Origin of the sequence: Flavobacterium bizetiae (assembly GCF_024271895.1) — a bacterium.
Lineage (GTDB): Bacteria > Bacteroidota > Bacteroidia > Flavobacteriales > Flavobacteriaceae > Flavobacterium > Flavobacterium bizetiae.
Genome location: NZ_CP091861.1, coordinates 1,162,765 through 1,176,471 on the forward strand (window position 1 = coordinate 1,162,765; position 13,707 = coordinate 1,176,471).

Genomic DNA, 13,707 nt, shown 5'->3' on the forward strand with positions numbered 1-13,707 from the left:
CGTTAAATATTTTATAAAATCTTAAAATGAGCCTATTCCTTCATTTTTGTAAGGTATCAACAAGGCGATTAATTATTATATTTGCTCGTATAAACAACCGTAATGACCAGAAAAAAGTTCAATTTCAGAAAAAATTTATTCATCAAAAACCGACTGGTAATTTTGAATGAAGATACTTTCGAAGAAATTTTTTCGTTCAAACTCAACTTAATGAATGTGTTCGTAACGTTCACATTAGGAGGGATATTTCTAATTTTAATTACTACTTTCATCATTGCTTTTACGCCTTTGCGCGAATTTATTCCGGGTTATTCTTCATCTGAATTAAAGAAGAATGCAACTGAACTGGCCATCAAATCAGATTCATTAGAAACCGCTTTAAAGAAAAATGAAGCCTATATAAAAGGAATTCAGAAAGTTTTAAAAGGCGAATTAGAGTATGCAAAATTCAATAAAGATTCGATTATGGCAGAAACTGAGGAAGTTTCAGAAGTAAATATGAAAGCCTCTGAAGAAGAAATTAAATTAAGGGAACAAGTGGCAAAGATGGAGAAGGAGACGGGCGAAAAAACTCGAAGTAAAAACAAAAGTGACAAGAAATAATACCGTAAGAAATGTCGATTAAATCAGTAGCTGCAAAATTATTTGCCACGAAAATATTCTATAAAACACAGGCTTGGGCCAATAAACCGGTCGAAACGCAACAAGCAGTTTTTAAAAGTTTAATAAATAGTGCCAAAGAAACCCAGTTTGGTACAGATCATCACTTTGATAAAATAAATACGGTTCATGATTTCAGGAAACGTGTGCCAATTCGTGATTACGAAGATTTAAAACCTTATATAGACAAAGTTCGAATGGGCGAAAAAAATATTCTCTGGAAAGGGAAACCACTTTATTTTGCCAAAACTTCAGGAACAACTTCCGGAGCAAAATATATTCCGCTGACCAAAGAATCAATGCCGTATCATATTGAAGCTTCGAGAAATGCAATTTTACATTATATATACGAAACCGGAAATGCTGATTTTGTTGATGGAAAAATGATATTCCTGCAAGGAAGTCCAATTTTAATTGAAAAATACGGGATTAAATTTGGAAGATTGTCCGGAATTGGAGCTCATTTTGTGCCTAAATATCTTCAAAAAAACAGAATGCCATCCTGGGAAACCAATTGTATCGAAGATTGGGATACCAAAGTAAATGCGATTGTAGAAGAAACTATTGATCAGGACATGACCATAATTTCCGGAATTCCGTCTTGGGTACAAATGTATTTTGAGCGATTACAGGAAAAAAGCAGCGGAAAAAAAATAGGGGATTTGTTTAAAAACTTCAATCTATTTATTTATGGAGGAGTGAATTACGAACCTTATCGTGCCAAATTCGAAAAAATGATTGGCCGAAAAGTTGACAGCATTGAGTTATTTCCAGCCTCTGAAGGATTTTTTGCGTATCAGGATTTGCAAAAATCTAAAGGAATGCTGTTGTTATTGAATTCAGGAATTTTCTATGAGTTTATAAAAGCCGATGAATTCTTTTCAGAAAATCCAAAAAGCTATACAGTTGGCGAAGTAGAAATTGGCGTAAATTATGCTTTGATCGTTTCTACAAATGCGGGACTTTGGCGTTATAATATTGGTGATACAGTTCAGTTTACATCATTATTTCCGCATCGTGTAATCGTTTCGGGCCGAATCAAACATTATATTTCAGCTTTTGGTGAACACGTTATTGCCAACGAAGTCGAAAAAGCAATGAAAGAAGCAACAGAGGGAACTAAAATTGTTATCAACGAATTTACGGTTGCCCCTCAAATAAACCCTTCAAGCGGATTGCCTTATCACGAATGGCTGGTTGAATTTGAAAATGAACCCGAAAATTTAGAAGCTTTTGGCGAAGCTATTGATGATTCTATGCGAAAGCAAAATATTTACTACGATGATTTAATTACCGGGAATGTGTTGAGAAAAGTGGTTGTAACCAAAGTTTCGAAAAATGGATTTCAGGATTATATGAAATCGCAAGGAAAATTAGGCGGACAGAATAAAATTCCGAGATTATCGAACAATAGAGATATTGCTGATAATTTGAAATAGAGAAAATGGATAATCATATATCTTATGAGCAAATTAAAAATCGCGAATGTGATTTTATAGTCGAATATCGTTTTTTGTCACCAGAAGAAGGAGGAAGAAAAACAGGAAATCCTGCTCAGGGTTATCGCTCAGATTTTATGTATTCTGAAGATGAAAATCTAAAAAAAATATGGATGATCTGGCCAGAGTTTCTAGATGAAGACGGTCAGGTTATTCTGGATAAATCTATTCGTGTTACAGCTTTCGGAAAAGCTAAAATGTGGATAGTAAATGAAATGAATCAAGAATTTCACAAACAAAAAATAAAAACAGGATTAAAAGGTTTTTTTATGGAAGGACCACATAAAGTTGCAGAATGTGAAGTTATCCAAATTGTAAATCTTAGTTTAAAATAAATGTTATCAAATAATGACATGAATAGATTTCAGTTGAATTAACATTTTTAATTCCTAATTTCGTTTAATAAAATACCTATTACATCTTCTTCAACAGAAGATTTTAAAATAAAATAGCATGAAAGAAACTAAAAATATATCAAGATCAAGAGCGCAGGAATCATCTGCAGCTATAGAAAAAATGTACATTACAATGCGTCACTTATTCAACCGTGGTTTTTATAAACCAATGGGAGTTTCGGGCGATAGTTTACGTGAATCATTATTAGCATTACGTCCGGAAATATACGGAAACATAGGCGAAGAAAAAGTAGAGCTTAACGGACTTTTGTACGTTATAGAACGTTTACCAATAGGTATCGAGCAATGTCGTTTTATCAATTTAACTTCGGATGAAGGTTATTCAAAATCGCATTTTCAGGCAATTGTTCCTCCAAAAAGAAGACGTAACTGTTACAGAATCGATGAGGAACAAATGAATGTTGAAATCACTCGCGGAAGATCAGATATTTATGATATCCTGACTCACTTGACATTTATTTTCATAGAATCGCATAAAATCAAAAACAGGGTTTTATTAGATGACGGAGGGGAAGTTTCGCGCGACTGGTTGAAATTAGAGCAAGCTGTATTACAAACCAAAAAGCTTTCTCAAATTGAAAAAGAAAAAGCAATCTCGCATGTTGCTAATATTTTAGCACGAACTTTTGAAGAGGTTCTGGATATTTATGATGCTTTTGGATCAGAAAATGCTCCGGATCGTTTCCTGCATGTAATTTATTGGTTAGGAAAATTAGCGATTGAAGAAGTTATTGATAATAATAAACGTACCATAACTTTTAGTCCTGTATTAAGAGAGCGTTTAGGGCACCATATTCACGGTGAAATCTGGGCAACGAACATCAAGGAAGTTCTTAAGGCAAATAGCCTTTTAAAACGTCCGATTCACGTGATAAGTGCGAATATGCATAGTGTGATGAACTCTATTTTTGCAACACCGTTGTTGAAAACAAAATTCAAGGACAAGTCTGATTTTTATATTTATGAAGAATTAAGTAAATCCGGTGCTAAAGAAACCAGAAGTCATGTTGAAGAACTGGCTTTAAAAAACGGAATGATTTCTTTACCTGATAGTTCAGGAACGAATATTGACGTTCAGATTTTTGATACTGCAAAAATTGACTGGGCAAAAACAGCATTTCCAAAAACAGTTCTTGACGAAGCCGCTCCGGTTATTATCGTAATGGATTATGCTTTTGGTGAGCAAGCTTACGAAACAATAGATGAGCTTTTAAAACCTTATAAAAAAGAAACTTTACTAAATGTAAAATCAGTTTCGATAATGGGTAAAGCCGGAATTCTGGAAGGTGGAAAAGGCGATATCATGATTCCTACAGCACATATAAACGAAGGAACGGCAGATAATTATTTCTTCGAAAATGAATTAACAGGAGCAATGTTCGAAGGAAACGATATTGCAGTTTTTGAAGGTGCGATGGTTACCGTTTTAGGAACATCATTACAAAACAGGGATTTATTGAAATTCTTTCACGAATCGACCTGGGGAGTTATTGGCCTTGAAATGGAAGGATCTTATTACCAAAAAGCCATTCAGTCAGCATCAAAAATTAGAAAAAGTGTTCCGCATGATATCAAAGTTCGTTACGCGTATTACGCCTCAGATAATCCACTTGAAACCGGAAGTACATTAGCTTCTGGTGGATTAGGAACTACAGGTGTAAAACCAACTTACCTGATCACGATTAAAATTTTGGAACAAATTTTCAACGTAAAATAAATCTATAAATGAGTACAAAAGTACCCCAAAACAATGAAGATCAAGAAATTGATTTAAGTGTGATTTCACAAAAAATAAATATTTTTTTTCAGGGAATCAGCGCTTCTATTTTTAGAATAATTCAGTTTTTTATTAGAAACTGGATTATTATTTTGATTTTGTTTTTGGCCGGATTTGGTTTGGGGTGGTTTTTAGATAGTACTCAAAAAATCTACAAACACGAAATTATTGTAGCACCTAATTTTGGGAGTACAGATTATTTGTCTTCAAAAATTGAATTGATAAATTCAAAAATAAATGAAGGTGATACTATTTTTTTGAAAGAAGTTGTTGGTATTCAGCAGCCCAAAAATCTAAAAATGATAGAAGTAAAGCCTATTGCTGATGTGTACAATTTTATAAAGAACAGACCTGAAAATTTTGAATTAATAAAATTGATGGCTGAAGATGGTGATATAAAAAAGATTCTTGATGAAAGTATGACTAGCAAAAATTATACAAATCAGGCAATCCTAATATCAACAGGTAAAAAAGTATCTGAAGAAAAATTAATTCAGCCGCTTTTAAAATATTTGAATACAACGGATTATTATAATAAAATTCAAAAAGAAACGTATTATAATATTACTACCAAAATGAAGCAAAATGACTCTATAATTAAACAGATAGACGGTGTTTTAAGTAATTTTTCGAACACATTAAAAGGCTCATTAAAAAATGATAAATTGGTTTATTACAATGAAAACACTCAGTTAAATGATATTATTAAAACAAAAGATGCATTGTTGAATGAACAATCATTTCACAGACTTGAATTAATTGGTTACGATAAAACTATAAAGGATAACAGTATATCTATTAATGTTGAGTATCGAAAACCATTTTATTTAAAGTTCAAATTTTTATTGCCAGTAGTTTTTATTATCTTATTTTTTTTATTGCCTTTTTGTAAAAGATCTTATAAAAGAAAAGAATTAATAAACTAAATAAAGCCATTCAAAATTTCCTGAAATTAATTTTAATAAATGAAAACAAAATTACTTAGCCTTTTAGTATTTACATTTGTACTTTTTACCGCTTGCCAAAATTCTCTTAGTAGAGAAAACGAGACAATAAAAGGCAATTATTCTATAGAAATCGAAGGACTTTTTCAAAAAAACGACAAATTAGAGGTCTATTACTTAGTTGATGGAAAAGACTGGAATAATGATAACTCGATTACGCAAGCAGTTTATGCATCAAATAAAATGCAAAAAATAATATTAGATTTACCAAAAGGAATTGAACCTAAAAATTTTAGGGTAGATTTAGGAGTAAATCCAAGTCAAACCTATGTTACAATAAAAAATATTTCGATCAAGTTTAAAGATAAAACACTTGATGGAGGAAATGAAAACTTTGTAGAATGGTTTGTACCTAACGAATTTGTAGCCTGGGATATGAATTATTACGGATATAAATTGAGTACAGTAAATGGGGCGTATGATCCATATTTAATGGGTAGTGATTTACTTATGGATAAAATGGCAATTGAATTTAAATAAGCTGCTTCTTTAAATTTTACAAAATAAAGTCAGAATATTTATTTATGACTTAAGATAATTATGAATTTGATTTATAAAAAACATAAAAATTTGATTGTTTCTTTTGTAAAAAACATGCAATTTAGAATTTTTGGTTTAGGAATATCTTTTCTGATTGTTTTATTAATAAACCGGTTTTTTGGAGTTGCAGTATTTGGAGAATATTCTTTAATAGTTACAATTTCGCAGATATGCAGCTTGTTTGTAAGTTTTGGAATTCCAAATACACTCATTAAAATCATTGGAAACAGAAATTACGATTATCCAGCAGCAAAAAAACTATTAATAAAAAGTTTTAAAATAACATTGCTTTTTGCTTTAATTCCAATGTTGATTTTCTATTTCGGAAGGCATTTTTTATCAAACTCAATTTTTAAAAATGCAGGTCTTGATTCGTACTTCTTAGTATTTGCCGTAGCAATCCCCATTTTTGTTGCGCATGAAATTTTTGTCTATTTTTTTATTGCAACAAAAAACTTTTTAAAGTTTAATCTATTTATGTTTGTTGTTCCAAATGTTTTATTGATTGGCTTTTTGGTATTATTTCATTTTTTAGGAAAAGGGCAGTATTTTACTTTTTTAGCGTTTTCATTAGCAATTTTTTTTACTGTTATTATCGAAATTTTTACTGTTTTTGAATGGAAATCGAAAGACTCAATTGAGGTTCAATCTACAAAAATGCTTCTAAAAACCGCTTCTCCTTTCTTTCTTAGTGGTTTCTTAATGTATTTACTAAACGGAACAAGTATTATTATACTTGGTTTAATGGTAGATGAGAAGCAATTAGGTATTTATAATATAGCTTTTAAAGTAGCTAATCTTGGTTTACTCATTATTGTATCTATAAGCACCATTACAACTCCAAAAATAGCTCAGTTGTTTGGCGAAAATAATTTCATTGAGTTAAAGAAAACCATTCAAAATGCCACAAAATTAATTTCAATTCTAACAATTCCTTTAGTTCTTACAGTACTAATTTTTAATCAAGCTATTTTATCTTTTTTTAGCTCTGAGGCTATTATTGGAGGAAATGTTTTAATAGTATTAATTTTGGGAGTACTTATTAACGCAATGTCGGGAAATGGTGACCAAATATTAAACATGACAAATAATCAAGATATTTTAAGAAACATTACTTTGGTCTGTTTTATTGCAAATGTCTTAATAAGCATAATATTTATTTCATTTTATGGAATTCTTGGTGCTGCTTTTGCAAGTTTATTTACAAATATATTGCTCAATTTTTTATGTGTATATTACATAAAGAAAAAATTGGGATTTTACACTTTATTTTAGATGAAAGGAATTATCTCGATTGTTATTGTCAACTACAATGGATTAATTTATTTAGATGATTGCTTGAACTCTTTGTACAAGCAATTAAGCGATTTGACGTACGAAATAATAATGGTTGATAATGATTCAAAAGATAATAGTGTTTCATTTATAAAAGAAAAATTTCCAGAGGTTATTGTCATTCAAAGCCATAAGAATTTAGGTTTTGGAAAAGCAAATAATCTTGGAGTATCTTATGCTAAAGGAGAAACAATATTATTATTAAATAATGATACTATTTTATTAAATGATATAAAACCAGCGATTGAGATTTTGTATTCAAAAAATAATTACGGAATTGTTACAGTTAACATGCTCAATAGTGATAAAAAATATATATCAGCAGTGGGAAGATTTCCGTCTCCATTAACGGTACTTAAAATTTCTTTTTTAAATGATAAACGAAGAGAGTTCGTACAAGGAAAATTTAATTTAAAGCAAAAATATATTGTAGATTGGGTAACGGGAGCATTTATGTTGATGAGAAAGAAAGATTATATAGATTTACAAGGATTTGATCTAGACTTTTTTATGTATGTTGAAGATGTAGATTTGTGTAGAAGAATGCATAATAGCGGAAAAAATTGTGTTTTCGTCCCATCGATTAATTATATTCATTTTGTTGGTCATAATATTTCAAGAAATAAACTTTTAATGAATGGCTATCAAATTTATATCGATAAACATTTTTCCGGAGCAGAGAGATGGATTGCTTTAATAATGATTTCAATTAATATATTTATAAAACGAATTTCAAATAAAATTTAATGAAAACCAGGCAAATTATAGTTCCCTTATTTCTGCTTGTTGTGTTTTCACAGCTTTATTTATCTTCTTTTAGAATAAATATTGTAATTCAAATAGTTGTTTTTTTTATACTATTGTTATTAAACGGCTTTAAAATAAGTGTCAAAATTATAAATTTGCTAACCCCTCTTTTTTTAATCTTCATACTTGGATTTTTTAGTGGTCTGTGGAGGGATTTTGAAATAATTTATTTCATAAAAGACATATCTCATTTTATAAAACCAATTATTGGATTAATGTTAGGGTATCTTTTTTTTCAAAAAATAGATTTTAAAAGTTTTATAAAAATAATTGTTCTCACGGGGTTTTCTATGGCATTTTTTCATATTTTATTAGTTTTATTTAATGGTAAATTATCGATTGAAAAAATTAATGATCTTAGAAGTGCTTTTGGTAAAGATAATTTTATGGAGTTATTTAGTTTATTATTCATTTGCTTTTATAATAGATTTTTAGATAGTAAAATTTTCAAAAATAAAGTCTTTAATTACATTATTTTCTTTACACTTTTGATATCATGTCTTCTATATTTTTCAAGAACGATGATAGTTGTGTTTTTTTTAGGGGTGCTAACTATTTTTGGATATACAAAAATTAATAGTAGAAATATAAAAATATTGTTAGGGTTTATAATTGCTATTGGTGTATTATATATCTATTTGTTTTCGATTAAAATAGATAGAAATGGGAAAAGTTTAGAGTCTTTTTTATATAAAGTAAAAATAGCACCGGCAGAAATGTTTAATACTAAAATTGATAGAGAGAACCATAAACAATTATGGGATCATTGGAGGGGATATGAGGCTAAAAGAGCATTAGCATTGATGGATAAGACTCCTATAAGTTATATTGTAGGAACAGGATTTGGATCTTTAATTGATCTTAAATTTAAGGCACCACTTGACAGCGACGGCATTCGATACATTTCAGAAACGCATAATGGATACATTTACATATTTTATAAAACTGGAATTTTGGGCATATTTTTGTTATTGTATTTTTTGCTGAATTTGTATCGGTATATCTATTCTAATTATATATTTATAAATGTTTTTATCAGTATAACTGGTGTATGTTTTCTTTTTACAACACTAACAATTACTGGTATATATAACCCTAGAGATGTTATCATCATAATTTTAGGAGGTTTATTTGTATTTTCTTCACGACAAAATATTTTATTAAAGGAATAATAGATGCAGAAAAGAATAAAAATATTTGTTGACTGTCATATTTTTGACAAAAGTTTTGAAGGAACAAGAACCTATATTACAGGTTTATATCAGGAATTAATAAAAGATAATAGTAAAGAATTTTTTTTTGCAGCAAAAAACACGACAATTCTAAAAGAAACCTTTGGAAATAATGAAAATATAAAATATTTAAAGTTTAAAACGACAAATAAATTCTATCGTTTATTAATTGATATTCCAAAACTTATAAAAGATAATAAAATTGATTATGCTCATTTTCAATATATAGTGCCACCTATAAAGTATTGTAAATATATCAATACAATTCATGATTTAATTTTTTTAGAATATCCACAATATTTCTCTTGGCTGTATCGTGTAAAAAACAAGTTTTTATTTAGCTATAGTGCAAAACGATCTGATATAATATTAACTGTTTCAGAGTATTCAAAAAGGCAAATTCAAGATAGATTTAATATCGATCAAATTGAAATTACTTCAAATGCTGTTAATAATGTATTCTTTGAAAAATACGATAAAGAAGTTGTAAAATTAACGATTAAAGAAAAGTACAAGGTAGATAACTATTTTATTTATGTTAGTAGATGGGAGCTTCGAAAAAATCATCATTTTTTATTAGAAGTTTTCATTGAGAATAATTACTACAAAGATTTTTATTTAGTTTTGGTTGGAAAAAAAGATTTTTCAAATAACAATTTTAACCTCTTATATAATTCTTTACCTAATTCCATTAAGGAAAAGATAATTATCTTAGATAAAGTTAATTTTGAGGAAATTCATTTATTAATTAAAGGAGCAACACTTTCTATTTATCCTTCAATTGCTGAGGGATTTGGGATTCCGCCTTTAGAGGCGGCAGTGGCCGAAATTCCGTCAATTTATGCAGATACAACTGCTATGAAAGATTTTCATTTTTTAAAAAATTGTGAGTTTGATCCGTTTAATAAAGTTGATTTACATCAAAAAATTCAGTTAAAATTGAAAGAAAAGAAACCGCTAAGCTATTCAGAATTGATTAAAGAAAAGTACAATTGGAGAAAATCCGCACTAAATTATACAAAAGAATTAAATAAGAGTATCAAAAAAACAAATGAAAATAGCCATTCTTGGTACCAGAGGAATTCCTAATAATTACGGAGGATTTGAGCAATTTGCTGAAATTTTTGCTGTTTTCCTGGCAAAGCACAATCAAGATGTATATGTATACAATTCGCACAATCATATTTTTCAGGAAAAACTTTTTAAAAGGGTAAATATTATTCACCAATATGATCCGGAATATAAAATTGGAACCCTTGGGCAATTTATTTATGATTTGAATTGTATTCTCGATTCAAGAAAAAGAAATTTTGATATTATTCTGCAATTAGGTTACACAAGTAGTTCTATATGGTCTTTTCTTTTGCCTAAAAAAGCAATCATCATTACCAATATGGATGGATTAGAATGGAAAAGAACTAAGTATTCTAAAATAACTCAAAAATTTCTACAATTTGCTGAAAAAATGGCAGTAAATAATAGTCATCATTTGATTGCAGATTCATTAGGTATAAAAAAATATTTAGAGGAAAAGTACAAGCAGGAAAGTAGTTATATTGCATATGGTGCTGAGCCATTTACCACACAAAATGAGGACATACTTTTGCAATATAATGTATTGAAGTATAATTACAACTTGATCATTGCAAGATTTGAACCTGAAAATAATATTGAAGTAATTTTAAATGGAATTGCCAAAAGTGAGGATAATAAAGTAACAATGGTGATAGGTAATAATGATAATGATTTTGGAAATTATCTTAAAAAGAAGTTTTGTAACCATCAAAATATACGTTTTACAGGAGGAATCTATGATAAAGAGCATTTAGATAATCTGAGATATTTTTGTAATCTTTATTTTCACGGACATTCAGTAGGAGGAACAAATCCTTCTTTGTTGGAAGCAATGGCGGCAAAAGCATTAATTGTAGCACATAACAACGAATTTAACCGCGCTATTTTACAAGAAAACGCATTTTATTTTTCGAATGCTAGTGATATTAAAAATCTTATTGAAACAATAAAAAGAGGAGATTATGAACAAATTGTTCACGATAATTTTGATACTATAATTAAAGAATTTAATTGGAATAAAATAAATGAATCATACTTCAGATTATTCGAAAAAAGTCTTCAGTAAAATTGATGAATTATGGAAGAATAAAACATTGTTGGTTTATCTTCTAACTGTAATGTTAATCACACTTCCAATGAAACACATAATTGGAAGTTTAACCTGCATCATTTTTTTAATTGTTTCTTTTATCCAATTCAAAAAAGCAGATTTTTCACTTCCCAGAGTTTTATTGCTCCCGATGTTGTTGTATATTTTAATGTTAATCTCTCTTATTTGGACAATCGAAAGCAAACAGACAGTAAAGGGATTACAAAAAGAAATATTGTTTTTATTGATTCCCCTGGCGTTTTGTGGATTACCAAAAGTAAATAGGAATCATGTAAATAAGGTTATTAAATACTTCAGTTTTACAATGACTGGTTTCGCTATTTTCTATTTTTTAAAAGCAATTGTTAAATTCAGGAATTCAGGAAACAAGGATGTATTCTTTTATCATGAATTAGTTACTTTAGAATTAAATGCAATTTATATGGCTGTTTTTGCTTCTTTAGCTATGTTTTTTTTTCTGGCTAAAAAAGAAAAATCAATTATCGACAAGACTTCATTTTTGATTCTTATTGTTTTTATATTTTTATTATCATCTAAGAATATTATTATAGTTGATTTAGGGATGATAATAGTTTATTATTTCTTTTTTTCTGCTGTTTCCGGAAAAACAAAAACAGCAATACTTTCTGTAGTGATTATTATGTCTGTAAGTTCTGTAACTTTTATAAAACCGGTCAGAGATAGATTTATGGTAGAGTTTGATACAATATTTGTTGATAGTTCTTTAAAAAATACGACAAAAGAAAATCAGGGACCAATTTATAATATTAGCTTAAAACAAGCTTGGAATCAGAATAGGTTTCAGCAAAATGATTTTTTCCCCGGAGCAGCATTTAGATTTTTTCAGATTAGAATTTTTAAAGAAATGCTTCAGGAAGAAAATATTTTTTTTACGGGATTTGGATTAGATGCTTCGCAAGATAAAATAAAAGAAAAAGTAAAAGAACATAATTTATACCCAAATTATGGTGAGCTTAATTTTCACAATGAATATATTCAAATATTTTCAGAATTGGGAGTATTTGGTTTTTTAATAGTGATAAGCATGTTGTTTGTTACAATAAGAAAAGGAATTTTAAATAAAGATTTTGTACATATTGCTTTTTCAGTAACAATGATAGTCTTATTTTTGACCGAATCTTTTTTGAGTAGACAAAGAGGAATAATCTTCTTTATAATTCTTTACTGCATATTTAATGTAGCAAACAATTCTAATGAACAGAAAATATTGAAATGAAAAGAATACTTATTACCGGAGCAGCAGGATTTTTAGGATCGCATTTGTGCGACCGATTCATTAAAGAAGGATATTATGTTATCGGGATGGATAATCTGATTACGGGAGATCTTAAAAACATAGAACATTTATTCAAATTAGAACATTTTGAATTTTACCATCACGATATTACCAAGTTTGTTCATATTCCTGGTGATTTAGATTATATTTTGCATTTTGCTTCGCCGGCAAGTCCAATAGATTATTTAAAAATTCCAATTCAGACTTTAAAAGTAGGGTCATTAGGAACTCATAATTTATTAGGATTAGCAAGAGTTAAAAAAGCAAGAATTCTGATTGCTTCAACTTCTGAAGTATACGGAGATCCTTTGGTTCATCCGCAAACCGAAGAATATTACGGAAACGTAAATACAATTGGTCCGCGTGGTGTTTACGATGAGGCAAAACGTTTTCAGGAATCCATAACAATGGCGTACCATACCTTTCATGGTGTAGAAACCAGAATCGTACGTATTTTTAATACTTACGGCCCAAGAATGCGCTTAAACGACGGACGTGTAATTCCTGCTTTTATTGGTCAGGCTTTGCGCGGAGAAGATCTAACTATTTTTGGAGACGGAATGCAAACACGTTCTTTCTGTTATGTTGATGATCAGGTCGAAGGTATTTTCAGATTGTTGCATTCAGATTATGTATATCCGGTAAATATTGGAAATCCGGATGAAATCACGATTAAAGATTTTGCAGAAGAGATCATTAAATTAACTGGAACCAATCAAAAGGTAGTCTATCATCCTTTACCAATAAATGATCCTTTACAACGCCAGCCAGATACTACAAAAGCAAAAGAGCTATTAGGTTGGGAAGCAAAAGTAAGCCGTTCTGAAGGAATGAAGATTACGTATGATTATTTCAGATCACTTTCTAAAGAAGAATTATCTAAAGAAGAACATAAAGATTTTTCGAGTTATATTAAATAAAAAAAACGGGCAAATATTCAATAGAGATTTGCCCG

Annotated in this window: 13 protein-coding genes; all 13 read left to right on the top strand. The window is 29.2% G+C overall.

Annotated elements, in window-relative coordinates; genetic code table 11:
* Positions 1–102: 102 nt before the first annotated feature.
* A complete protein-coding gene (locus L0669_RS05225) occupies positions 103–603 on the top strand; it encodes a peptidase (protein ID WP_263761837.1) in 501 nt (166 codons plus the stop codon).
* An 11-nt stretch (positions 604–614) separates the two neighbouring features.
* Complete coding sequence (locus tag L0669_RS05230; protein WP_263761838.1) at positions 615–2,099, top strand: GH3 auxin-responsive promoter family protein; 1,485 nt, start codon at positions 615–617, stop codon at positions 2,097–2,099.
* Positions 2,100–2,104: 5 nt separating this feature from the next.
* Positions 2,105–2,494: a hypothetical protein gene (locus L0669_RS05235; protein WP_173972068.1), complete on the top strand. Its 390-nt coding sequence runs from the start codon at positions 2,105–2,107 to the stop codon at positions 2,492–2,494.
* A gap of 118 nt (positions 2,495–2,612) precedes the next feature.
* Complete coding sequence (locus L0669_RS05240) at positions 2,613–4,292, top strand: DUF6909 family protein (RefSeq protein WP_263761840.1); 1,680 nt, start codon at positions 2,613–2,615, stop codon at positions 4,290–4,292.
* A gap of 8 nt (positions 4,293–4,300) precedes the next feature.
* On the top strand, positions 4,301–5,278 hold the full coding sequence (locus L0669_RS05245; RefSeq protein WP_263761842.1) for a hypothetical protein: 978 nt from the start codon (positions 4,301–4,303) through the stop codon (positions 5,276–5,278).
* A 39-nt stretch (positions 5,279–5,317) separates the two neighbouring features.
* Positions 5,318–5,836, top strand: coding sequence for a hypothetical protein (locus L0669_RS05250; protein ID WP_263761844.1), 519 nt, complete (start codon positions 5,318–5,320; stop codon positions 5,834–5,836).
* A gap of 114 nt (positions 5,837–5,950) precedes the next feature.
* A complete protein-coding gene (locus tag L0669_RS05255) occupies positions 5,951–7,171 on the top strand; it encodes an oligosaccharide flippase family protein (RefSeq protein ID WP_263761846.1) in 1,221 nt (406 codons plus the stop codon).
* Positions 7,172–7,978, top strand: coding sequence for a glycosyltransferase family 2 protein (locus tag L0669_RS05260; protein WP_263761848.1), 807 nt, complete (start codon positions 7,172–7,174; stop codon positions 7,976–7,978).
* Positions 7,978–9,210 carry an O-antigen ligase family protein gene (locus L0669_RS05265; RefSeq protein WP_263761850.1) on the top strand — a complete coding sequence of 411 codons (1,233 nt, stop codon included), beginning with the start codon at positions 7,978–7,980 and terminating at the stop codon, positions 9,208–9,210. Before L0669_RS05260 ends, L0669_RS05265 begins: the two co-directional genes overlap by 1 nt.
* Before the next feature lie 3 nt (positions 9,211–9,213).
* Positions 9,214–10,359, top strand: coding sequence for a glycosyltransferase family 4 protein (locus L0669_RS05270; protein ID WP_263761852.1), 1,146 nt, complete (start codon positions 9,214–9,216; stop codon positions 10,357–10,359).
* Complete coding sequence (locus tag L0669_RS05275) at positions 10,322–11,410, top strand: DUF1972 domain-containing protein (protein ID WP_263761854.1); 1,089 nt, start codon at positions 10,322–10,324, stop codon at positions 11,408–11,410. Before L0669_RS05270 ends, L0669_RS05275 begins: the two co-directional genes overlap by 38 nt.
* A 193-nt stretch (positions 11,411–11,603) precedes the next feature.
* Entirely contained in the window at positions 11,604–12,692 is a 1,089-nt protein-coding gene (locus L0669_RS05280) for an O-antigen ligase family protein (RefSeq protein ID WP_263761856.1), read from the top strand.
* Positions 12,689–13,672: a UDP-glucuronic acid decarboxylase family protein gene (locus L0669_RS05285; protein ID WP_041519840.1), complete on the top strand. Its 984-nt coding sequence runs from the start codon at positions 12,689–12,691 to the stop codon at positions 13,670–13,672. Before L0669_RS05280 ends, L0669_RS05285 begins: the two co-directional genes overlap by 4 nt.
* Positions 13,673–13,707: the final 35 nt, after the last annotated feature.

Coding starts and splice junctions, on each gene's coding strand:
- L0669_RS05225 (WP_263761837.1), top strand. CDS start 103: ATGACCAGAAAAAAGTTCAATTTCAGAAAAAATTTATTCATCAAAAAC.
- L0669_RS05230 (WP_263761838.1), top strand. CDS start 615: ATGTCGATTAAATCAGTAGCTGCAAAATTATTTGCCACGAAAATATTC.
- L0669_RS05235 (WP_173972068.1), top strand. CDS start 2,105: ATGGATAATCATATATCTTATGAGCAAATTAAAAATCGCGAATGTGAT.
- L0669_RS05240 (WP_263761840.1), top strand. CDS start 2,613: ATGAAAGAAACTAAAAATATATCAAGATCAAGAGCGCAGGAATCATCT.
- L0669_RS05245 (WP_263761842.1), top strand. CDS start 4,301: ATGAGTACAAAAGTACCCCAAAACAATGAAGATCAAGAAATTGATTTA.
- L0669_RS05250 (WP_263761844.1), top strand. CDS start 5,318: ATGAAAACAAAATTACTTAGCCTTTTAGTATTTACATTTGTACTTTTT.
- L0669_RS05255 (WP_263761846.1), top strand. CDS start 5,951: ATGCAATTTAGAATTTTTGGTTTAGGAATATCTTTTCTGATTGTTTTA.
- L0669_RS05260 (WP_263761848.1), top strand. CDS start 7,172: ATGAAAGGAATTATCTCGATTGTTATTGTCAACTACAATGGATTAATT.
- L0669_RS05265 (WP_263761850.1), top strand. CDS start 7,978: ATGAAAACCAGGCAAATTATAGTTCCCTTATTTCTGCTTGTTGTGTTT.
- L0669_RS05270 (WP_263761852.1), top strand. CDS start 9,214: ATGCAGAAAAGAATAAAAATATTTGTTGACTGTCATATTTTTGACAAA.
- L0669_RS05275 (WP_263761854.1), top strand. CDS start 10,322: ATGAAAATAGCCATTCTTGGTACCAGAGGAATTCCTAATAATTACGGA.
- L0669_RS05280 (WP_263761856.1), top strand. CDS start 11,604: ATGTTAATCTCTCTTATTTGGACAATCGAAAGCAAACAGACAGTAAAG.
- L0669_RS05285 (WP_041519840.1), top strand. CDS start 12,689: ATGAAAAGAATACTTATTACCGGAGCAGCAGGATTTTTAGGATCGCAT.